The sequence below is a fragment of the Cohaesibacter haloalkalitolerans genome (assembly GCF_003574655.1).
GTDB classification, from domain to species: Bacteria; Pseudomonadota; Alphaproteobacteria; order Rhizobiales; family Cohaesibacteraceae; genus Cohaesibacter; species Cohaesibacter haloalkalitolerans.
Map to the genome: position 1 here is coordinate 28950 of NZ_QNUM01000008.1, position 23263 is coordinate 52212.

General features: G+C 60.3%; 18 protein-coding genes. 9 read left to right on the forward strand and 9 right to left on the reverse strand.

The annotated features are described in order from the left end of the window. Positions 1 to 6: 6 nt before the first annotated feature. The 7 genes from DSL70_RS18290 to DSL70_RS18320 form a co-directional block, all read right to left on the reverse strand. Entirely contained in the window at positions 7 to 1206 is a 1200-nt protein-coding gene (locus tag DSL70_RS18290; protein ID WP_119309428.1) for a carbohydrate ABC transporter permease, read from the reverse strand. Continuing rightward, complete coding sequence (locus tag DSL70_RS18295) at positions 1203 to 2492, reverse strand: carbohydrate ABC transporter permease (protein WP_119309429.1); 1290 nt, start codon at positions 2490 to 2492, stop codon at positions 1203 to 1205. Before DSL70_RS18295 ends, DSL70_RS18290 begins: the two co-directional genes overlap by 4 nt. Positions 2493 to 2559: 67 nt before the next feature. Further along, positions 2560 to 3924 carry an ABC transporter substrate-binding protein gene (locus DSL70_RS18300; RefSeq protein ID WP_119309430.1) on the reverse strand — a complete coding sequence of 455 codons (1365 nt, stop codon included), beginning with the start codon at positions 3922 to 3924 and terminating at the stop codon, positions 2560 to 2562. Between the two features lie 44 nt (positions 3925 to 3968). Next, positions 3969 to 5036: a LacI family DNA-binding transcriptional regulator gene (locus tag DSL70_RS18305; protein WP_119309576.1), complete on the reverse strand. Its 1068-nt coding sequence runs from the start codon at positions 5034 to 5036 to the stop codon at positions 3969 to 3971. Between the two features lie 308 nt (positions 5037 to 5344). Further along, entirely contained in the window at positions 5345 to 8713 is a 3369-nt protein-coding gene (locus tag DSL70_RS18310; RefSeq protein WP_119309431.1) for an error-prone DNA polymerase, read from the reverse strand. Between the two features lie 122 nt (positions 8714 to 8835). Beyond that, positions 8836 to 10452: a Y-family DNA polymerase gene (locus tag DSL70_RS18315; protein WP_245418272.1), complete on the reverse strand. Its 1617-nt coding sequence runs from the start codon at positions 10450 to 10452 to the stop codon at positions 8836 to 8838. Next, positions 10415 to 11083, reverse strand: coding sequence for an ImuA family protein (locus DSL70_RS18320; RefSeq protein WP_119309577.1), 669 nt, complete (start codon positions 11081 to 11083; stop codon positions 10415 to 10417). Before DSL70_RS18320 ends, DSL70_RS18315 begins: the two co-directional genes overlap by 38 nt. A gap of 230 nt (positions 11084 to 11313) precedes the next feature. Here DSL70_RS18320 and DSL70_RS22775 point away from each other — a divergent pair, with 230 nt between their 5' ends. The 3 genes from DSL70_RS22775 to DSL70_RS18330 all read left to right on the forward strand — a co-directional run bounded on the left by DSL70_RS22775 (position 11314) and on the right by DSL70_RS18330 (position 13734). After that, positions 11314 to 11448, forward strand: coding sequence for a hypothetical protein (locus tag DSL70_RS22775; RefSeq protein WP_280955360.1), 135 nt, complete (start codon positions 11314 to 11316; stop codon positions 11446 to 11448). Positions 11449 to 11923: 475 nt separating this feature from the next. Further along, complete coding sequence (locus DSL70_RS18325) at positions 11924 to 13219, forward strand: glycerate kinase type-2 family protein (protein WP_205563335.1); 1296 nt, start codon at positions 11924 to 11926, stop codon at positions 13217 to 13219. Then, entirely contained in the window at positions 13216 to 13734 is a 519-nt protein-coding gene (locus tag DSL70_RS18330) for a YaiI/YqxD family protein (RefSeq protein ID WP_245418273.1), read from the forward strand. The genes DSL70_RS18325 and DSL70_RS18330 overlap by 4 nt, the downstream gene beginning before the upstream one ends. A 75-nt stretch (positions 13735 to 13809) precedes the next feature. Here DSL70_RS18330 and DSL70_RS18335 read toward each other — a convergent pair whose 3' ends face one another. After that, positions 13810 to 14493: an RluA family pseudouridine synthase gene (locus DSL70_RS18335; protein WP_119309433.1), complete on the reverse strand. Its 684-nt coding sequence runs from the start codon at positions 14491 to 14493 to the stop codon at positions 13810 to 13812. 523 nt (positions 14494 to 15016) lie between these two features. Between DSL70_RS18335 and DSL70_RS18340 the strand changes: the two genes are divergently transcribed. The 6 genes from DSL70_RS18340 to DSL70_RS18365 all read left to right on the forward strand — a co-directional run bounded on the left by DSL70_RS18340 (position 15017) and on the right by DSL70_RS18365 (position 22324). Next, complete coding sequence (locus tag DSL70_RS18340) at positions 15017 to 15277, forward strand: DUF4212 domain-containing protein (RefSeq protein WP_119309580.1); 261 nt, start codon at positions 15017 to 15019, stop codon at positions 15275 to 15277. 20 nt (positions 15278 to 15297) lie between these two features. After that, positions 15298 to 17070 carry a sodium:solute symporter family protein gene (locus DSL70_RS18345; RefSeq protein ID WP_119309434.1) on the forward strand — a complete coding sequence of 591 codons (1773 nt, stop codon included), beginning with the start codon at positions 15298 to 15300 and terminating at the stop codon, positions 17068 to 17070. Positions 17071 to 17187: 117 nt separating this feature from the next. Next, entirely contained in the window at positions 17188 to 19041 is a 1854-nt protein-coding gene (locus DSL70_RS18350) for a DUF294 nucleotidyltransferase-like domain-containing protein (protein ID WP_119309435.1), read from the forward strand. A 117-nt stretch (positions 19042 to 19158) separates the two neighbouring features. Then, positions 19159 to 19680 (forward strand): hypothetical protein, encoded by a 522-nt coding sequence (locus DSL70_RS18355; protein WP_119309436.1) that lies wholly within the window; start codon positions 19159 to 19161, stop codon positions 19678 to 19680. A gap of 109 nt (positions 19681 to 19789) precedes the next feature. After that, on the forward strand, positions 19790 to 20155 hold the full coding sequence (locus DSL70_RS18360; protein ID WP_119309437.1) for a response regulator transcription factor: 366 nt from the start codon (positions 19790 to 19792) through the stop codon (positions 20153 to 20155). 9 nt (positions 20156 to 20164) lie between these two features. Beyond that, positions 20165 to 22324: a 3'-5' exonuclease gene (locus DSL70_RS18365; protein ID WP_119309438.1), complete on the forward strand. Its 2160-nt coding sequence runs from the start codon at positions 20165 to 20167 to the stop codon at positions 22322 to 22324. Here DSL70_RS18365 and DSL70_RS18370 read toward each other — a convergent pair. Then, complete coding sequence (locus tag DSL70_RS18370) at positions 22318 to 23232, reverse strand: DMT family transporter (RefSeq protein ID WP_245418274.1); 915 nt, start codon at positions 23230 to 23232, stop codon at positions 22318 to 22320. The genes DSL70_RS18365 and DSL70_RS18370 overlap by 7 nt on opposite strands. Positions 23233 to 23263 lie beyond the last annotated feature (31 nt).

Below are 23263 nucleotides of genomic sequence, written 5' to 3' on the forward strand. Positions count from 1 at the left end.
GTCAAATTATCCTTTAACAGAGCCTGCGGTCAGGCCTTTGGTCATGAAACGCTCAAGTCCAAGGAACAGCACCAGGATCGGCAGCGTGGCAATCACCGCCCCGGCCATCAGGTGCTGTCGGGGCACCTCGGAGGAATTGAGCATGGTCACGCCACGCGTCAGCGTGAATTTGCTCGGATCGTCCAGCAGCATGAAAGCGAGCAGGAACTCGTTCCAGGCAATCATGAATACATAAAGCGAAACCGATGCCAGAGCGGGCAGCGATAACGGCAATGTGATCTTCCAGATCACCCCGAGCCGCGAAAGGCCATCCATCAGGCCGGCTTCCTCGATCTCGCCGGGCAGGCCACGGAAGTAGCCCTGCAACATGTAGAGTGCCACCGGGATGGTCGTCACCGGATAGATCAGTAGCAGACCGAACAGCGAGTTTCTGAGCCCGAACATCGAAAAGCCCACATAGATCGGCAGAGCCAGAACAATCATCGGCACCATATAGATGAGCAGGATCGAACGGGACATCACCGCCTGCCCCTTGAAGCGCAACCGCGCCACTGCATAGGCTCCCGGCACACTGAACAGCAGCGTCACCAGAACGGTCGCAACCGATACGAAAAAGGAAGTCGCCAGATAGCGTCCGAAGTGATGTTCAAGGAACAACTCCTTGTAGGAGCGGAACAGCCCCCAGCCCTTTTCCCATTCAATCGAGAAGTCGAGCGGATTGAGCAGCAGCGCCTGTTGCCCCTTCACCGAGGTCATCAGCATCACATAGAATGGCACGATGACAATTGCCGTGAAGAAGACATAGCCAAAACCGGTCAGAAACCGCACGATGCCTTCCTCGAACTGATGCCGCGTGAGCCTGCCAACCGGCAGACCTTGCACCATGGCACGCAGCGGAAAATAGAGCCCGAGCCCAAGGATCAGCACGCCGATCCCCTGCGCAAGGCTGTTTTGCCCAAGTGCAATGCCGAACGGCTGCAACAGGCTGATGCCGAGCACCAGCGCTAAGCTGATCAGAAGGCCGAGGATCCGGCTTGGCAGATAAAGCGCCACCAGCCCGATCGCCGCCCCTTGCAGGGCAGACGCGAACCAGACCGGACGCACCGGCAGACCAGTGGAAAAGGCCATCACGATGGTCAGGCAGACAATGATGGTAAGGCTCCAGAGGATGCCCACCACGCCCGCAAGCAGATATCCCTGTTTCATAGCCCTTCCTCCCTTGAAAGGAATTTGAAGAAGAAGAAGGAGAAGGCCAGAAGACAACCGAAGATGACCACGGCCACAGCCGCCCCCGCTCCGATGTTGGAAATGGCAAAGGCCTGCTCATAGACATTGACCGTGAGCGTGCGCGTGCCTGCATTGCCGCCCGTCATCAGGAAGATGTCGTCGAACTTGTTGAAGGTCCAGATGAAGCGCAACAGAAACAGCACCGAAAGGATGCCCATCAACTGCGGTAGCGACAGATAGTAGAATTTCTGGAACGGCGACGCCCCGTCCATGTCTGCCGCCTCATAGATGTCGTTGTCAATCGACTGCATGCGCGCCAGAATGAACAGGAAGGACAGCGGGAAATAACGCCAGATCTCGAACGCCGTCACTGTGAACAGCGCCAGCGGCCGCTGTCCGAAAAAGTTGATCGGCGTATCGATCAGCCCCATCTGCACCAGCAGCGCGTTGAAGGAGCCCGAGAAAGGATCCAGCAGCGTCACCCAGGTGAAGGCCACCGCGATAACCGGCGCCACATAGGGGAACAGGAACAGACCGCGCAGGATGCCCTGCCCGGAGAAACTCTTGTTGAGCATCAGGGCGGCGAGCATCCCGACAACCAGCGCTCCGATCGTGCCGACGATGGTGTAGAACAGTGTCACCCACAGCACTTCCAGAAACTCGCCGCTGTCGAACACCGACCGGAAATTGTCCCAGGTAAAACTGAGGCTAAACAACTCTGAGCTCGCCTCGCCGCGCATGACCGGCTCGCTGTCGCGAATATTGATGCCGCTATCGACAAACTCCGACCCAGCCACCACGTCAATGCGCAGGCGTTCGTTATAGCCCGGCTCCCAATCCCCCAGATTGCAGGAAATCATCCCGTTTGCAATTGTGCAGCGGGCGTCCAGCCCTTTGGCTTCAAGGCCCGCAGGCCACTGATCCGTCATGGTCACCGACCGGATCGGCTTCTCGCGCGAGGAATTCTTTAGGCGATATTCGATGACTGCCTTGTCCCCGGCTGCGGTGACCTTGCCGCGCATGCGTTCATAGACGTCCGGCGTGGTTGGCCTGAGATCACTGAGACCGATGGGCTTGGCGCTGATCCAGAAGATCGCGATGAGCGGCAGGATGATGACAAGCGCAACGCTGAGCAGGGTTGGCGTCAGGAGACCCCAGGCAAGGCGTGCCTCCCGTCTGGCCAGCGGCCCGGAAGGGGGAGGAACAGGGGATGGCGTTTGCCGCCCTCCGCCTGCAGCACTGGAGGAAAATTCGGTTGTCGACATGAGAAGAGGCTCCACTTGCCGTGCCGGGCAGCAATCCACCCGGCACGAACCATTTCAAATCATTGACCTATTTGATTTTGGCCAGTTCCTCATTGAGTGAGGCAACCGCTTCTTCGGCTCCGATCACGCCATCGGTGTATTTGCGCATGATCTGGTTGAAAATCTGGGCGTTGATCATCTTGGATGCCAGCGCCAGCTGGCCTTCCTTGACACCCCAGCGCTGGGCCACATCAAGACCGGAGACGATTTCCTTGATCATTTCGGCGGGATAAAGGTCCGCCAGCGGCTTCTTGCGATCCACACCGACCGGCAGTTTTGACCAGGCATCAATGAACTTGGTCGGATTTTCCGCGTCACCACGACGAACCGGGAACTTTCCTTCCGGCGCGATCGACAGGGTCTGGGTGTAGCCTTCATTCATCGAATACTCGACAAACTTCTCGGCTGCCTCGATATCCGCATCGGAGGTGATGCCGAAATAGCGAAGATCACCCCAAGCAGCACCACCCGGATTGGACGGTCCGGCAAAGTTTGTGACGATACCGGTCTTGGACGCCAGTTCCGGGCTGGTCGGATCGTCGGTGATGGTCGGCGGGGCATCGTCCCGAAGACCGGCCAGCTCATCCAGAATGAACGGTGACCAGATGATCATCGCGGCCTTGCCAGCAAAATATAGCTCGCGGGACTGCTTCCAGAACAGCTCACCCGGAGGAGACGCCTTGACGATGTCCTTGTAGAAATCGAGCACTTCGGTGGTTTTCTTCACATCGAGCGGCTTGAAGCCATCCTTGTCGACGGGGGACACGCCGTTGGCCAGGAAGACATGCTCCAGCACCTGGCTCATGAAATTCTCATCCACCTTGGTGGCGGCCACAAAGCCGTACATTTCCGGCGGATTGTGCAGCGCCTTGATGGCCGCTTCCACATCGGCATAGGTGGAAGGAGCCTTAAGGCCCTTGGCGTCGAACAGATCCTTGCGATAGACGATCATCTGCGTCCAGCCGTCAACCGGCACGGAGGCATAGCCATCCTCGGTTGCCGCCATCGACAGGGCACCCGGCGCATAGGTGTCCTTGCCCAGTTTCTCGATCACCTCGGTTGCGGCATCACCGTCAAGGATGCCCGCTTCCACCCATGGCAAGGCATATTGCAGGGTGTGATAGATGACGTCCGGCAGATCCCCGGCAGCAAAGGCAGCCGTTGCGCGGGTGCCGAGATCCTTCTCGGTCACCGGTATCACCTCAACGGCAATGCCGGTCTTTGCTTCGAAATCCTTGGCCATGGCCTGCTGGCGAGCCAGACGCGGGGTCTGCTCTTCCGTCGTCCAGAAGCGGATGCCTTCGGCCGAAGCGGTTACCATGGAACAGCCAAGGGCAAGCGCGGTTCCGACCAGAAGACCAGTCAGGCGTTTGCTGCTTGCAGATAATGTCATTGTCAAACCTCCCAAATTGCAACAATGGAATAAGATCAATCGGATCAATTGACCGGCGGGCCATCGGATGCCCGGACGATCAGTTGCGCCTCGCCCAGCTGGCGAAGCGTTTCGGGCGCGCCCCCCTGGATGCGCCTGATGAGAAGGTCAGCGAGATGTTCCCCCGCTGCCCGGTTGTCGACGAAAAAGCTGGTAAGTGGCGGGATCGCATATTCTCCCTCAGCAATGCCATCGTAAGAAATGATCGACAGGTCGCGGCCAATCTCGAGCCGCCGGTCAGCAGCAGCCCGATAGACACCGAGCGCTGCCAGATCAACGGCGCAGACAATGGCGGTTGGCCGCTCGGGCAGGTCCAGCAACTCGGCCCCTTCGCGGGCGCCGTCCCTGCGGGTTACGGCATCGCGCCTAACCAGAGCGTCCTCATAGGCAAGCCCGGCCTTGTCGAGGCCGCTGCAATAGCCCTCGTAACGCACCCTGGCATACATGTAGCGCTCAAGGCCGTTGATGAAACCGATGCGCCTGTGCCCCATGCCCGCCAGCCGCAGCACCGCCTGCTCCATGGCCAGTTCGGCATCAATGTCGTACCAGCCGCAGTCGGTGTCATCGCCGGTGCGCCCGAACATGATGAAGGGCACATTGGCCTTGACCAGATATTCGACACGGGGATCGACAATGCGCGTGCGCGGCAGGATGAAGCCGTCAACCGCATGCTCGTCGCTCAGGCGCCTGATCGTGTTCAGCACTTCCTGCGCATTTGACGCTGTCGCCACCGTCAGCGTCCAGTTGTCCTGACTAGCGCGGCGGGAAATGCCATCGATGAAGTCGGCAAGAAACGGTCGGTGACCATCATGGCTGTCGGCATTGAGCACCATACCGAGCGACCGCACCAACCCGGTGCGAATGGCCTGCGCATGGATCATCGGCTTGTAGCCCAGATCCTGAGCCGCCCGCTGAACCTTCAGCCGGGTATGCTCAGAGATATCGGCATAGCCATTGAGCGCCCTCGAAACGGTACTCTTGGAAATGCCCAGAACATAGGCGACTTCCTTGATGGTAACCCTCGTTTTTCTGCTTTGACGCCTCTTGCCATCATGGTCTTCAGACTTTTGCACGGCATCCTCCCGCGGCAAGTCTGCTCACCGAAACCGGTTTCGGCAACCGAAGGTATATTCACCTTTCGACCAATATCCTGATTCCGACATCCCATTGAAACAACAACACCGAAATCGGTTTCACGAAAAGGTTCCGACACCGCACCTGCGCAATGGCATTTTGCCAATCTGCTCAAAAAATTAGCAATTGCCTCACACTCGTTTGGCCGTGTCTGTTCGCACCTGCAAAATAGTGATCACAAACTATGCAACCTTGGGGAAAACCGTGTTTGCCCGACGGGAAAAGCGCCTGACAGGTCGGGTCCGCGCTAGTGGAAATCACGACTGGGAAACAGCTTCTTGGCCTGCTCGCGCGGGTGACGGGCCCGGGAAGGAACCCGCGCCAGCCCCTTGCCCGGACGGCCGCGCGGCGCTTCATCGGCCTGCGGATTGGTGATGCCAACCGCATCATCGAGCGGATGGCCAAGCTCGGAAAGCCGGTGTGACAGATCCTCGACCCGCTCGGCGATCAGATGCACCACAATGCCTTCCTTCTGCAGCGTGCCATGCACACGCAACAGCCGCCCGGCAATCACCGCCCGCCGGAATTGCTGGTAGACCTTGGGCCAGACAACGACATTGGCAACACCGGTCTCGTCCTCCAGCGTCACGAAGATGACCCCCGAAGCCGTGCCGGGCCTCTGGCGGGTGATCACCAGCCCGCACACAGTCACGCGCTTGAGCGATGAGGCCATCAGATCGCCATTGGTGGTCAGTTCCGGCAGCGACGGGCGCAACAGCTCCATCGGGTGGGCGCGCAGCGACAGGCGCATGGAAACATAATCCTCCACCACCTCCTCGCCCAGATGCATCTGCGGCAGGGTCACCGAAGGCTCGTTGATGCACTCGCCGTCAATCGGATCGCTGAACAGCGGCAGAGGCTTGAGCGCGGCAAAGGCCTTGACCTGCCAGAGCGCCTCGCGCCGCCCCATCTCCATGCTGACAAAGGCATCGGCCTCGGCCAGCCGTTCCATCGCCCCGCCCCTGAGGCCCGCCCGTTGCCAGAGGCTCTGCGGATCCGGATAGCCATTGCCGCGGGCCGCCACGATCCAGTCTGCATCCTCGGCCGAGAAGCCCTTGATCTGACGGAAACCGAGCCGGATGGCCAGTGCCCCGTCCAGCCGCCGCTCCAGCCTGTTGTCCCAGACGCTGTTGTTGACGCAGATGGGCCGGATTTCGATCCCGTGCTCGCGAGCATCACGCACGATCTGCGCCGGCGCATAGAAGCCCATCGGCTGGGCGTTGAGCAGCGCGCAGGCGAAGACCGCCGGATGATGGCACTTGAGCCATGCCGACACATAGGCCAGCATGGCAAAGGCTGCCGCATGGCTCTCCGGAAAGCCATACTCGCCAAAGCCCTCGATCTGGGAGAAGCAGCGATCAGCAAAGTCCCGCTCATAGCCGCGCTCCAGCATGCCCTCGACAAACCGTTCCTTGAAGCTGTGAATGGTGCCCATCCGGCGGAAGGTGGCAAGCGAACGCCGCAGCCGGTCGGCCTCCTCGGGGCTGAAGCCTGCCGCCACCACGGCGATCTGCATCGCCTGTTCCTGAAACAGCGGCACACCGAGGGTCTTGCCCAGCACCTCTTCCAGCGCCTTTGAAGGAAACCAGACCCGCTCGCGCCCCTGCCGCCGGTTGATATAGGGATGCACCATCCCGCCCTGAATGGGGCCAGGCCGGACAATCGCAACCTCGACCACCAGATCGTAGAAGGTGCGCGGTCGCATCCGTGGCAGAAAATTCATCTGCGCCCGGCTTTCCACCTGGAACACCCCTATTGCATCAGCCACGCACAGCATGTCATAGGTCGCCCCGTCCTCCTGCGGCACCGAACCAATGGTGTGGCGGATGCCCTCATGCTCCTTGAGCAGATCGAAGCTCTTGCGGATGCAGGTCAACATGCCAAGGCTCAGAATATCCACCTTGAGAATGCCCAGCGCATCGATATCATCCTTGTCCCATTCGATGATCGTGCGATCTTCCATCGCCGCATTCTCGATCGGGCACAATTCATCGAGCCGCCCGCGCGTGATGATGAAACCACCCACATGCTGGGAGAGATGACGCGGGAAACCGATGATTTCGGCGATGAGGGCAATCGTCTGCATCAGCCGCCGATCCGCCGGATCGAGCCCCAGCTCTTTCATGCGCCTGAGATCGACCCCGTCGGTCGACCAGCCCCAGATCTGGCCCGACAGCGCCGCCGTCACATCTTGCGACAGCCCCATCACTTTGCCCACCTCGCGGATGGCCGAACGGGTGCGGAAATGAATGACCGTGGCGCACAGCCCGGCGCGGTGGCGACCATAGCGCTCATAGATATGCTGGATCACCTCTTCACGCCGCTCGTGCTCGAAGTCCACATCGATATCGGGCGGCTCGCCACGATGTTCCGAGACAAAGCGCTCGAACACCATGGTGATGGTTTCCGGCGCCACATCGGTGATGCCAAGGGCAAAACAGAGGATGGAGTTGGCCGCCGAGCCGCGCCCCTGACAGAGGATCCCCTTGCTGCGGGCAAACATCACGATGTCATGCACCGTCAGGAAATAGGCCGCAAAACCGAGCTTGCCGACCAACGCCAGTTCCTTGTCCGCCAGCCCGCGGGATTTCTCCGGCACCCCTTGCGGATAGCGCCGGGCAAGCCCCTCGTTGGTCAGCCGCTCAAGTCGCGCCTGCGGGCTTTCCTCGCCCGCCACCTCGTCGGGATATTCATAGCTCAACTCATCAAGGGCAAAGGTGCAGCGCATGGCGATTTCAGATGCCCGCCGGATGGCCGCCGGATGGCGGCGATAAAGCCGCACCATGTCAGCCGCCCCCTTGAGCCGCCGCTCCGCATTGGGCAGCGCCCGCGAGCCGATGGCATCAATGGTGATATGCTCCCTCAGGCATGTCAGGACATCGGCCAGTTGTCGCCGCCGCCCATGATGCATGAGCACATCGCCCAAGGCCACCATGGGCGCAGCCAGCCGGTAGGCGAGCTTGGCGCAGGCATCAAACCAGGCCTGATCGGAGCCATTGTAAGCGGGAGCAGCCCCCAGAAACACGGCACCGGGAAACTGTGCCACCGCCTGCCGAATCTGCCCTTCCACATCCGGGTGGGCAAGCCCCGCCTGCGGCAGGGCAATCAGCATCATCCCCGACCCCGCCGCCAGCAGATCGGCGAAATACAGCAGGCACTCCCCCTTCTCGGCCCGCCGCTTGCCAAGGGTGAGCAGCCGCGTCAGCCGCTGATAGGCCGCCCGGTCCGTTGGCAGAGCAAGCCAATGGAGCGCACTGTCGCTGAGCACCAGACGCGCCCCGACAATCAGGCGCGGCAGCTTGACCACCAGCGACGGAGCCAGGTCTCCCTGCCCTGCCGCCTCCTTCGGCTGGCGACTGGAAGGATCGATCCGCTGACTGGAGCGCAGACGGATGCCTTCAGGCAGCTTGTCCGCCTGTTCCTCACACTGGCGCTTCAGTTCCTTGAGCGCCGAATAGGCCCGCACCACCCCGGCCAGAGAATTGCGGTCCGTGATCGCGATGGCGTCAAGCCCCAGCTCTACCGCACGGATGACCAGCTCCTCCGGATGCGATGCGCCGGTGAGAAAGGTGAAATTGGAAGACACGCACAGTTCCGCATAGGTCCTGGGACGCATCGCCTCCAGTTGCTCTGGCAAAACGGCCCCTGAATTCGGCGTTGGCCCCTTTGCCGGTGGCGTCGCGCTGCTCCCATAGCCCTCAGCCCCCTCTGAGTCTGCTGGGCGAGACGGATCCTGCGTCATGCGAATTCACCCTGCACGAACCAGCTGGACAGATGGGAAAGCCGGTTCTGCGGCGTATGAAACAGCCACAGCCGCCAGCCCTGACGGGTCTCCACCCACCAGTAATCGCGCAGACCAGACCGCCACGCGGGGTCTTCCCACCACCATTCCGGTGCGATCCGTTCCGGCCCGCGCGCCGAGGCCACCGACAGCTGCATCCGCCGCCAGCGAAAATGCGCCGGCGGTTCCCGCCGCCCGGGGTCCGGCTCCGCCGACAGGGGCAGTACGATCGGTTCGGGAGGAAACAGGCGCACAGGACGAGGGCAAGCGCCCCCCGCGCTCCCCCGTCCCCCCTCGAATGGCCCGTCTGGAGAGGACCATGCCTTGACGGCCTTGGTCCACGCAGCAGGCTGCAGCGAAAAGCTGCGCTCCGGAATGTGGCTGTCTGCCGGAACAAAGCGCAGGATATTTTCAAGCCCGATACGGCTGCCAAGCCGGGAGACAAGATCATCCAGCGCATGGTCGACAGGCGAGGCGGAGCCCTCGACCTTGCGGTCGCTCCGCCCATGGCTCAGCACCACGCTCGCCATCTGCTCATCGGCCATCGGCTCAACGACGGTTGCTTCCAGCCGCACCATGTCGATGCCAAACCCGGCATCCACTTCACCAACGCCCCGTTCGAACAGCGGCAGGATGCGCAAAGCTTCCCGCATGGGACGAGCCAGCCGCAACTCCACCTGACTGGCCTCCATGTCGAGCCGCCGCATGGTCAGTTGCAACACCCGCGCCCCTGCGCCCTGCCGGTCCAGCTTGTCACACAGCCGGTCCAGCAGCCTGGCCGCCACGGCCATGACATCATCGGCCAGACCGATCGGCTCGGGCAGGCTCATCCGCACCCCATAGTGCGGGGCCTCGGAGAGGGGAGAGATCGCTTCTTCCCGGTGCCCCAGCGCCTGATCAAGCCGCAGCAGCGGCTCCAGCCCGAAGCGACGGGTGACCGTGGCCCGTGGCAGGGCATGAAGCGCATCGATGGTCCGTACGCCAAGCCGCATCAGCCCGGTGCAGACCTTCTCTTCCAGACGCAGGGCCGCGATGGGAAACCCGCCAATCGCGGCAAGCGCCTTGCCCGGCGCAGCCAGACGAGTGTCTAGACGGGAGGCCTGATGAGAGACCTGTTGGGTAGTTGGGCAGGAAGGGCTCTGGTCATGGCGCGCCGCCCCCGCCTCATCTCCCCCCCAGCCGCCATAATGGGCGAGCGCCCAGGCCGCTCCGCGCGTATCGGCCAGCCCCGGCTGAACGGCAATGCCGCCCCGCGCCAGACGCTCCCCGATGGTCTCCAGCAAGGCAAGTTCACCGCCAAACAGATGCGTCGAGCCCGTCACATCAAGCAGCAGACCATCCTCGCCATCCAGCCCCACCCAAGGGCAGAAGCGACCGGCCCAGCGTGCCAGCAACTGCAGAAAATGGCCATCCGCCTCTCGGTCCGCAGGCATGGTCTGCAACTGCGGGCACAAGGCCCGGGCATCCGCCAACCCCATACCCCGCTGCAGCCCGTCCCGCTCGGCGCTCTCATTGAGACAATAAAGCCGCTCGGCATTACTCTGCTGCAACGTGAGGGCAAAAGGCGTCGTCATGACCGCGCGCCGCAGAATGCGGTCGCTCGCCAGCCTCGGAAACCACAATGACACGACGCGTCTCTGCATCCCAGATCAAATCCCAACACCCTAATGTTCCTGATTTGTTCTTTATAAGCTGCCAGCGCTGAAGAGTCGAGTCGGAAGTCTGCTGCGAGGGCATAACCACCTGATCCTGCCGGAATTTCGGGGAGAAAAGCGGTGAACAATGCCAGCGGCTTTCGGCAGCATTGTTGCCCATCCCCTCGCCAATCATCAGGATCCCGGTTGCCTTGCCCTCCTCGGCCGCAAGCTGCAGACGACGCCCCGCCGTAAAGCTCAGCTCACGCGGCACTTCGGCCACCACCGTGGACAGCGCGCCCGAGCGCAAGGCCTCCTCGGCAGATGCCAGCATGGTCTTCTGGTCAGCCACCCGCGCCAGCAGCAAATGGTGCGGATCGCAGAAAGGCGCCAGACCATCCGGATTGAGCCCCTCCGTCCGCCAGTCCTCGACCAGCCACATGGCCGGCCGCCGATCGCTGCGCTGGCCAATCCCGCAGATGATGGCGGCAAACACCGTTGCCCCCTGTCCGGTCACCTCATGCGCCCGACCGCCCCGCAAGGGAAAGACATCTGTCAAAAGATCCTGCATGACACCCTCCAACAAGAACATAAAGAGAACATATCATAGGGTAACTTCCTTGTCAGCCACCTTGTTTCATACAAATTTGCATCATTGGATTTGAAGATATGCATATAAAGCATAAAGGCCGCGCAAACTTGTCTCTTCAAAAAAGCGCAGAAAACCGCCAAAGTCGCCCCAAGAAAAGCCAATGTCCGAAACCACGCCTGAAACCACAAACGATGACGAGAGAGTGGCCCATGTCCGAAAAAAGCAGCAACCCGTTTTCATTTGCCCTGAAATTCTTCCAAACTCTGGCAAGCTCCGAACCGCGCATCCACCCGAACCCGCGCGAATGGGATGCCATGACCTTCTACGACCGTCACGACGGCTAGAATACGTATAAACCTCTAATAATTCACGCAAAAACAGGCCCAGTCATGCAGCAATATCAGGGCTGACAAGCGAAAAAGCCTCTTTTGCGCATAAGACGAAAGTCGTAAACTGTCCCCTGTAAGTGAGCCAACGAAGCCTCTGCAAAGAGGTGAGGTCATTTGCGACGGGGACCCCCTCTAGCCTCATGCTGCCTCCTCCCCGATTTGCATGAGGTTTGAACCCCGCCCAAGTGGCGAACATGCCCTGTCCCAGATAGCTCTGGGACAGGGCATCTTTTTTTGGGACTGCTTTAAGGACTGGTAATCCTGGCTCACCACCGGAAGGCGACCGCCCGCCCCCCCCATCCCCACGCTCTCTAACCTCTGTGCCCAAACGGACAATCCCGTCAGAATGGCTGGCCCTTTGGTCCCCTTGCCCCTATACTCGCCCCCCGATGGATAAGATGGAAAAGACAGTCGACAGCGGGAGGCAGACGTGACTGGTGAAGAAAGCGAAATCAGGCAATTGAGGGACCTCGCATCCGCCCTGTTCGAGGAAGGCGTCGCCGCCGCAGACCCTCGCCTGGCACTGGAAAAGGCCTTTGGCGAAAATCCGCTATCTCCCCTGCAAGAGGGGCGCTATCTGGTCATCGCCCTTGGCAAGGCCGCTGGCGCCATGGCGGAAACCTGCCTCAGGGCCCTGCCGGAGAAGACGCCACATGAATGCCTCGTCATCACCAATTACGAGAATGCCACAGAGATTGAAGGCGCCCGATGCTTTGCTGCCGGGCACCCCGTGCCGGATGAAAACGGCCTTGCCGCAGGGCAGGCAATCATCGATATGCTGGCAACCACGACCCCGCAGGATCGCGTCATCGTCCTGATCAGCGGAGGCGGCTCGGCACTGGTTCCGGCACCGTTGCCCAGCCTGACCCTTGAGGACAAGGCCGCAGTCAACAGGCTGCTGCTCGCCAATGGCTATGTCATTCAGGAGATGAATCTGGTCCGCCAGTGCCTGTCACAACTGAAGGGCGGCGGTCTCAGCCAACTGGCAGCCCCCGCATCCGTGGACAGTTTCATCCTCTCCGATGTGGTCGGTGACGATCTCAGTGTCATCGCCTCAGGCCCGACCAATCCGCCCCTTGGCAGCAAGCGGGATGCTCTGGCGCTGTTTGCCGCCAAGGGACTGGTCGAACAACTGCCGCCATCGGTAAGAGCTGTTCTGGAAGCGCCGGATGAGGCAGAGCCAATCGACTTTTCCAACACCACCAACCGGCTCATCGGCTCCAACCGCCTTAGTCTGGATGCTGTTCTGGAGGCCCTTCCCCTTGGTTGGCATGGCAAGATTCTGGACGATCTGCTGGAAGGCGATGTGGAAGTGGTGGCCCCGCGATTGCTCGAAGCGGCCTGCGCTGCACCAGAGGGCCAGAAGACCGCCTGTATCTGGGGTGGCGAGACCACCGTTACACTGAAAGGCGACGGCAAGGGCGGGCGCAATCAGGAGCTGGCCCTGCGCTTTGCCGCAGCCAGTGAAGAACAGCCGATTGACGGCCACTGGGTGTTCCTGTCGGGCGGCACCGACGGACGCGATGGTCCGACCGACAGCGCCGGAGGTCTGGTGGACGCCGAAACGCTCTACCGGATCCGTCAGGCCGGCGCACGGCCACGGGAACTGCTGGCCAACAACGACAGCTACAAGGCACTGGAGCTGTCCGGCGATCATCTGATGATCGGCGCAACCGGCACCAATGTTGCCGATATCCAGATCTGTCTGGTGGACAAGAGCCAATGAACGAAGATGCAATGAGCAAGGAGCAGACAGCAATTCCGGAGCATCGTCCGGTTGAAGTCCTCGTCGATGCCGATGCCTGCCCCGTCAAGGAAGAGGTCTACAAGGTGGCCGAGCGCCATGGGGTTCCGGTCACGCTGGTGGCCAACCAGTTCATGCGTATGCCACGCAGGGACGAATGGGCAATACCCATCAGTTTCGTCAAGGTCGAGGACGGGCCGGACGTGGCCGATGATCACATCGCCGCCATAGCACACCCGCGCGCAGTGGTCGTCACTGCCGATATCCTGCTTGCACAGCGCTGCCTTGCCAAGGGCGCCTGCGTGATCGGCACCACCGGCAAGCCATTTACGGAAAACTCCATCGGCTCGGCGGTTGCCATGCGTAACCTGATGGCCGATCTGCGCGAGACCAGCGACATCGGCGGCGGTCCTCCTCCCTTCTCGAAGGCCGACCGATCACGTTTTCTGTCCAGTCTGCATGAAATCCTTGAGCGTCTCAAACGGACGAGGGTGTGAGTGCGCATCCACAGAGCACAGAAAAACACCCATGGCGCGTGCCTGCCAAAGCATCACATCAATTGCGGGACGATCTCAGCCGAAAGGGCTGGGGCAGACGAAATCCACCCATTCCCCCTTGGCCGGATGGATGAAGCCGAGCGTCTCGGCGTGCAGCATCAGCCTGTCAGCGCCAGCCAGTGCCTCACCCTCGGCATAGAAACGATCCCCCATGATCACATGCCCGAGGCTGAGCATGTGCACCCGCAACTGGTGTGACCGACCCGTGTGGGGAAATAGCCGCACCAGCGTGCTGTCCTCATCCCGCCCGATCACCTGCCAGTCGGTCACGGCCCGTCTGCCGTGCTCGAAAGAAACCATCTGTTTGGGGCGGTTCGGCCAGTCGCAGATCAGCGGCAAATCCACCGTTCCCCCATCGCCAACCATCGTGCCCCAGACCCGCGCCACATAGCTCTTCTGTACCTTGCGCTTCTCGAACTGGCGCCCGAGATTGCGATGGCAATCATCCGTGCGCGCCAGAACCATGATTCCTGAGGTATCCATGTCGAGCCGGTGAACGATTCGCGCATCCCCGAAATGCTGCCTGGCCCGGTGTTCGAGACAGTCCCAATGCTCATCGGCCTTGCCCGGAACACTCAATAGGCCAGATGGCTTGTTGAGAATTACAAAATGCGCATCCTCATAGAGCACATCGAGATAGGGCTCGACGGGCGGGGCATAATCGACAAGAGGCGGGGTCAGGCTGGGTGGATGAGACATGCTCTCCATATGCATGAGACCGGCGGCAAGGTCAATCGCCTTGGCGATCCGGGATCGTTTCAGAAAGTGGGGAAACCTCAGTCAGATCCGCAACCTAGCGCCTGCCGCATCACCATATTGCAACGCAGCAGATCCCCTGTTTTGGCTTCGCAAACGCAAAATGAAACCCTATGCAATTATACTTTACTCCAAATAAAACTAAAGAAATACTTCCAGTTAAAATGCAAGAAACAAACCATAAATTCAGTATAAATTTCACTTACACATCGCCAGACTAAAGGATGACGGAATTATACGAACAATTAATTGAATTGAAAACGTCTCTCATTTTAGATCACTGCAAGGACAGACAGCTGTATTCAGCATATCTGTATCTTACAACTCACATGGTCTTGTCCATGACCGGTATAAAAAATGTCGCGGTGCAGCTGAGGAACGGCACCCAAACAGACACAACCATCAGGGACAGACCTTTCAGAATGGAACATGAACCGCCAGGCGGTTCAGCACCATGGGGGGAATTATGGCCGAGAATAACGAATCCGGACATGCCTATTGGAAAGCCAACCTGAATCTGATCGCGATTTGCCTTGTCATCTGGTTCATCGCCTCCTTCGGGTTTGGTCTGCTTCTTCGTCCTGCTCTTTCGGGAATTTCAGTCGGCGGGTCCGACCTGGGATTCTGGTTTGCCCAGCAGGGATCAATCTGGGTCTTTCTGGGACTCATCTTCTTCTATGCAATCCGCATGAATGCGATCGACAAAAAATTTGGCGTTGAAGAATAAGGAACGCGAGGAGCTAGACCATGGATCTTCAAACTCTTACCTACATCGTTGTAGGCGCGTCCTTTGCGCTCTACATCGGGATTGCCTTCTGGGCACGCGCCGGTTCGACCGGTGAATTCTATGCCGCAGGCCGCGGCGTTCACCCGATCGCCAACGGCATGGCAACCGCTGCCGACTGGATGTCCGCAGCCTCCTTCATCTCCATGGCCGGGATCATCTCCTTCAGCGGCTATGGCGCTTCGGCCTATCTGATGGGCTGGACCGGTGGTTACGTGCTGCTGGCCATGCTGCTGGCCCCTTATCTGCGCAAGTTCGGCAAGTTCACCGTGCCAGAATTCATCGGCGACCGGTTCTATTCATCGACAGCCCGCATCGTGGCCGTTGTCTGCCTTATCATCTGCTCGATCACCTATGTTATCGGCCAGATGAAGGGCGTTGGCGTTGCCTTCTCCCGCTTCCTCGAAGTGGACGCATCCACCGGTCTGCTGATCGGCACCGCGATCGTGTTCCTCTACGCGGTTCAGGGCGGCATGAAGGGCATCACCTACACCCAGATCGCACAGTATTGCGTTCTGATCCTTGCCTACACCATTCCGGCCATCTTCATCTCCATGGAACTGACCGGCAACATCCTGCCGCAGGTCGGCCTGTTCTCCAACCATGTTTCAGGTGAACCGCTGCTGACCAAGCTTGACCAGATCGTGGTTGATCTCGGCTTTGCCGAATACACCAGCTTCACGTCCAATCCGTTCAACATGTTCATGTTCACCATGTCCCTGATGATTGGTACCGCTGGTCTGCCACACGTCATCATCCGCTTCTTCACCGTGCCGAAGGTTTCCGACGCACGCTGGACGGCGGGCTGGTCCCTGGTCTTCATCGCGATCCTCTACACCACCGCTCCCGGCGTTGGCGCCATGGCCCGCATGAACCTCATGGACACCATCCAGACCGGCGCAGTCGGCGCAGAAGACGGCAACCTGCTGTATGAAAGCCGCCCTGACTGGTTCAAGAACTGGGAAACCACCGGTCTTCTGAAATTCGAAGACAAGAACGGTGACGGCCGCATCCAGTATTACAACGACAAGTCCACATCCTTTGCACCGAAAGCCGAAGAATTTGGCTGGAAGGGCAACGAGTTGACCGTCGACCGTGACATCATGGTTCTGGCCAACCCTGAAATCGCCAAACTGCCGAACTGGGTGATTGCTCTGGTGGCAGCCGGTGGTCTCGCCGCCGCTCTCTCCACCGCAGCAGGTCTCCTGATGGCCATCTCCTCGGCTGTTTCCCATGATTTGCTGAAAGGCACCTTCACGCCGCAGATCACCGAGAAGCAGGAACTGATGTGGGCTCGTATCTCCATGGCTGTTGCCATCGTGATCTCCGCCTATCTCGGCCTCAATCCTCCGGGCTTTGCTGCTCAGGTTGTGGCTCTGGCCTTCGGTCTGGCTGCCTCCTCGATCTTCCCGGCTCTGATGATGGGCATCTTCTCCAAGCGAGTAAACTCCAAGGGCGCAATCCTGGGGATGGTCGCCGGTATCGCAACGACCCTGCTCTACATCTTCACCTACAAGGGCTGGTTCTTCATTCCGGGTACCGCAATGCTGCCAAACACCCCGGACAACCACCTTCTGGGCATCTCTCCGGAAGCATTCGGTACCGTTGGTGCGATCATCAACTTCGCAGTTGCCTATGGTGTCTCCGCAATGTCCGCAGAACCTCCCAAGGAGATTCAGGACCTGGTCGAAAGCATCCGCATCCCGAAAGGGGCTGGCGCTGCCATCGATCACTAGGATCATCGGCAGCGAGGATCTCCGAGGGGTCCTCGCGGCCCGAGACAAGACACTCTGAGAGATCCCGCCGACCAACTCGGCGGGATTTTTTTGGCACCCGAGCCCGGAGAACAACTGATGAGCACGTCGGATTTCGCAGAATTCGCAAGCCACAGGCACCCGTTTGACCTGTTGGAAATGGACCGTCTGGACACTCTTGGCGACAGCACCATCGCACTGGATGTCAAACAGGGCGATGTCATTCTCGACGTTGGCCAGAAGGTCTCCGGCCTCTATCTCATCCGCTCCGGCGAGGTCGATCTGTTCACGCCAGAGGGCAATCTGCTGCTGCACCTGACGATCGGCAACTGTTTTGGCGAGCGCGCCATGCTCAGTGACGGCAAGGCTCCCAACAAGGCGGTGGCCAGCAGGGACAGCCGCCTGTTCATCATTCCCAAGGCCAGCTTCAACGAGCTGATCACCGCGTCACCCTCCTTTCATGCCTTCTTCGACAGCTCCCTTGCCAAGAAGGTCGCCGCCGGTGGGCAATCCGATTCCACCACCGACCTCATCTCCATCACCATCGGCGAGCTGATGACCCCGGCCCCGATCACCATTGGCCCGGACACGACCGCCACCGACGCGGCCAAGCTGATGAAGAGCAGGAATATCTCCTGCCTGCTGATCACCAATCAGGACACCGAGCAGGACAGATTGATCGGCATCCTGACCTCCGGCGACATGGCGCACAGGGTCGTTGCAGCCGGTCGTAGCCTCGACACCCCGGTTCGCGACATCATGACGCCGAACCCCTTCACCCTCGGCCCCGAGGCATTGGGCTTTGACGCCCTGCTCTCGATGATGGAGCGCACGCACACCCATCTGCCGGTGGTCGAAAAGGGGCGGCTGGTCGGAATTCTCACCAACACCAATCTGGTACACAGGCAAGCCGTCTCCGCTCCCTTCCTGATCCGCGACCTGCAACGGCAGGACAGCTTCGAGAATCTGGCAGCCATCGTCGCCAAGGTGCCGCAAATGCTGGCCCAGCTGGTCGGCAGCGGTGTTGACGCCCACAACATCGGCCGCATCGTCACCAATGTCACCGACAGCCTGACCAGACGTCTGGTGCAACTGGCCGAAGAGCGCCTCGGCAAAGCCCCGATCCCCTATCTATGGCTGGCATGCGGTTCGCAAGGAAGGCAGGAACAGACCGGCGTGTCCGATCAGGACAATTGCCTCATTCTGGATGAGCGCTACAGCGAAGCTGAACATGGCGACTATTTCCAGCGCTTTGCCCGCTTTGTCTCCGATGGTCTGGATGCCGCCGGATTCTACTATTGCCCCGGCGACATGATGGCCACCAATCCGCGCTGGTGCCAGCCGGTCCCTGTCTGGCGCAGCTATTTCGCCAACTGGATCGACAAGCCAGACCCGATGGCCCAGATGCTTGCCAGCGTCATGTTCGACCTCAGGCCGATTGTCGGAGACGAAAGCCTGTTTGCGGGCCTCTATCAGGAAACGCTGGAGAAGGCCAAGAAGAACAGCATCTTCCGTGCGCACATGATTTCGAACTCGCTTAACCACACCCCTCCGCTCAGCTTCTTCCGCGGCTTTGCGCTGATCCGCAAAGGCGAGCACAAGGACACGGTTGATCTCAAGCTCAATGGTGTGGTGCCAATCGTCGATCTAGCCCGCGCCTACGCCTTGCAGGGTGCCATCACGGCGGCCAACACGCGCGAGCGCCTGACATTGGCCAGAGACATCGGCACGATCAGCCATTCCGGTGCGCAGGATCTCATCGACGCCTACGACCTTATCGCCACCATGCGGCTCGAGCATCAGGCCCGCCAGATCCGCGAGGGCAGCAAGCCGGACAACTTCCTCGCCCCTGCCAGTCTCAGCGAACTGGAACGCAACCATCTCAAGGATGCCTTCCTGATGATCAAGACCCAGCAGTCGGCACTCGGCCACGCACAGGGCGTCAACATCTAGCCCCTTCGCTCTAAGCCATTGGGCGACCTACCAAATGCTGTCTTACCAGAGACAGCCGTTCCGTGTCACAAGAACCCGGACGCAATTAAGGCCACGGCCAACCTGAGGAGCCTTCGAATGATATTCGTCTTGCTTGGAACATTCATCGCCGGCATCGGTGCGGCGGGGGCTGTGATGGTTCTCTACAAGTTCATCCTGCATCGCCCACGGCCCAAAGGCGCTGTGCCCGTCGCGGCCGGCATTGCCATGATCCTTCTGCAGATCGTGCTCGATTATGGCTGGTACAGTCGCGCAACCGCCGATTTTGGCGATGATGTGGTGGTTCTGCAAACCCGTGAGGGCACCAGCCTGTTGCAGCCGTTATCCTTCCTTTTCCCGCGGACTGATCGCTTTCTGGCTCTCGACAAGACAAGCATCAAGACCAATGACGCCCTGCCCGGCATCAAGCTGGCAACCCTGTTTCAGGCTGAAAAGGATGGCCCGACCAGCACCATCCTGCAATTGATTGATTGCACAGGAAGCCGCCGCGCCGACTGGAGCGGAACCCTGCCTCCGACGCAGGAGGAACTGCAAGGCAAGGCCAAATGGTTCGATCTCGACAAGCAGGATCCGCTGCTGATAGCCGCCTGCGAGGAATAGAGGAGAAGGACAACAGACCGTGTGACGCCGGGCAGGTGTGATAGCATAGACCCGGGGAGCACCCTCCCCGACAGAACCGTCCCCCGGTAGCAACGGTCAAGGAGACCACATGACAAAGTCAATTCTGGTGGTAGACGACGAGGCATCCATCGCCTTTGCGCTGGAACATCTGATGCGCGCCGAGGGCTATGCTGTTGAGACGGCCCGCACCGGCCACGATGCCATCGACTGCGCCTGCCATCACCATCCGGACCTCATCCTGCTCGACAGCTCGCTGCCCGACAGGGACGGTTATGACATCTGCCAGACCATCCGTTCGGACACAGCCAATGCCGACGTCAAGATCGTCATGATGAACGCCTCCAGCCGCGAGATAGAGGCGGAAAAGGGACTGGCGGTCGGAGCCAACGGTTCGCTGACCAAACCCTTCTCGCTGAATGCGGTCGTGCGTTGCGTCAAAGATCTGCTGGAGTAGACCACACCCATGCCAGACCCGATGACCAGACTTGAACGCCTGAGCCTGCGACTTCGCATCTTCCTCTTCTTTGCGCTCATCGGACTGGCCTCCTGTGCCGTGGTCGTCGCCTGCCTTGTCTTCGCCGAGCAACGGATCGGCCCGGCCGCAACGCCCCATCTGGTGCTGTTTGGCGGCATCGCCTGTTTCGGCATCCTGTTTGTCACCGGCTGGGTCTGGCAGAAATTCGATCTCAACGTCGCCCAGCCCATCGAGCGGATCGTCAAGGACGTCCGCTCGCTCGTCCATGCCGGGGCCTCCCGTCAGCTCGACAGCGAAACCGGCAAATATCTGGGCCTGCTCAATCCGGCCATCCGCGAGATTGCCGGAGCCCTCACCGAGGCGCGAGAGGAAACCGACAGGCGGATCGCCGAAGCCACAACGGAGACCCACAAACAGACGGCACAGCTGGAAAGCGTGATCCGCAATCTCGATCAGGGCGTCCTCATCTGCACCATGGGCAGCAAGATCATGCTCTACAACAAGCGGGCGCTGCAGATTCTCCATGTATCCGGCGATCTCGGGCTCGGCCGCTCGCTGTTTTCGGTCGTCTCAGCAGCTCCCTTCCGCCACGCCATCGAGCGCCTCGGTCACCGTCTTGAGCAAGGCCGCCACAGGCACCACAAGGAAGGGCTCAGCCAGCTCGTCATCTGCGCCACGGCCGATGGCAAACACACATTGCAGGGGCGGGTTACACTGCTGCTGGATCAGGCAGCGAAGGCCCCGACCGGCTTCATCGTGACCTTTGACGACATGACCCGCCAGTTGGCGGACAATGTCGAGAGGGACAGCCTGCTGCAGACCGTGCTGGTCGACCTGCGCCATCCGGCCGCCAATCTGCTGGCCACATCCGAGATGCTCGCTGGCGGCTATGCCCTTGCAGCCGACGCGAGAAAGACCCTGGAACAGATGATCGCCGGAGAAGCGGCCAGACTGTCCGAACGGCTCGCGCATTACGACCAGCAATCCCATGACATGTTGACCAGCGCCTGGCCGATGAGCGATGTCTATTCCTCCTCGCTGTTCAACTCGGTCTTGCGCCGCAACAGCTCGGAATCCCTCAAGGTGACTTGCGAGTTCATTGGCGATCCGGTCTGGCTGCATTGCGATTCGATCACCATTGTCGAGCTGATCGAATATGCCCTGCGCAAGGTGGCCGAGGCCACCGGCGAACGCGCCTTTCAGTTGCGGGCCACAGAGTTCGAGCGCAAGATCTATGTTGATCTGCATTGGCACGGCGAGCCGTTGAGCGTTGCCCGCATCAACGCCTGGCTCGACGATCCGCTGGATCCGGATCTGGGAGGCATCACCAGCCGGGACGTGCTCTATCGCCACAAGACCGACTATTGGAGCGCCCGGGCACCCGACGGCACCGCCCACCTACGCCTGCCGCTCTCCCTGCCCCATGACCACCATTCAAGCCAGACTCTGGACGAGCAGACCCTGTTGCTGCCCGACCGGCTGGAATTCTACGACTTCGATCTGATGGAGCGGGAATATCTCGGCGCACTGGAGGATCGGCCCCTGCGTGATCTGGACTATGTGGTGTTCGACACGGAAACCACCGGCCTTGACCCGTCCGGCGGCGACGAGATCATTTCGATCGCCGGGGTGCGCATCGTCAATGGCCGCATCATGCATGGCGAGCTCTTCGACCACTACGTCAATCCGGGTCGCTCCATTCCCCCGGCGTCCACGAAGATCCACCACATCACCAACGAGATGGTGGCCAACGCGGCCCCGGTGGAAACGGTTCTGCCGCGCTTTCAGGCCTTTGTCAGCGATGCGGTGCTGGTGGCCCACAATGCCGCCTTCGACATGAAATTCCTGACCCTCAAGCAGGACAAAGCCGGTGTCCGCTTCACCAATCCGGTGCTGGATACAGTGCTGCTGGCCGCCCACCTGCAGGGCCAGACCAGCAGCCTCACGCTTGACGCCCTCGCCGAGCAGTTCGGCATCGAAATTCCTGTCGACATGCGCCACACCGCCCTTGGCGACTCGCTGGCAACCGCAGAGGTGCTGCTGCGTCTCATCGACCTTCTGGAAGCCTCGGGCATCAAGACCCTGCGCGACGCCGTCGAGGCGGAAAAGAAAGCCGAAGCAATCCGCCGCCAGCAGGCCCGCTATTGACGCAGGAAACGACCGGTCAGACGCCCGTCAATCACCGTGAGCCCCAATCCGATCATGACCATGCCCGCCAGATGAACCGGGGTGAGATGGTCGCCAAGAATGAGCGTCCCGAGCAGAATGGCCGACACCGGGGTGAGGAATGTGACCAGCAGCACATTGGTTGCGCCGGCCTTGGCAAGAATATGAAAATAGAGGATATAGGCCACCGCCGTGGACAGCAGAGCCAGCGCCACCAGCGCCGCCAGGGTTGTTGTTGACGGCAAGGGCAGACTGAACGGCGTCTCCAGCCACAGGGTCAACGGCAACAGGATGATACAGGAGGCGGAAACCTGACCGGCAGCGGTGACAACCGGATCAACCCCGTAGGCTCTGAAACGCCGCCCAAAGACCCCGGCGCAGGCATAGGACAAGGCAGCGCCCAGCACGGCAAGCTGGGACAGCAACTCACGACCAAGACCCGACAGGGCATCAATGCCGATCATCATGACAACTCCGGCAAATCCCAGGGCGACACCGATGATCTTGCGCCCGCTCAGTCGCTCATCGCCGAGCAGTAAACCGGCCACCAGCACCGTGAACATCGGGGTGGTGGCGTTGAGAATGGAAGCTAGCCCCGCACCAATCGCATGCTGCCCCCAGACAATGAGCCCGAAGGGGATCACATTGTTGAGGAGCCCCATGCCCAGAAAGGCCAGCCACACCGAAGGCTGTCGCGGCAGGGTCTTGCGCCCGAAAGCAATGACGCTCCAGAGCACGACAGCGGCCAATCCAACCCGCACCAACACGATGGTCAGTGTCGGCAGTTCCCTGACCGCGACGCCGACAAACAGGAAAGACCCGCCCCAAAGGACGGAAAGAACGATCAGCAGGACCCATTCCCTCTTGCCCATGGTCTGTTGAATTGCCACAGCTGCACCAGTTTGCTGGCTGCTATACCTT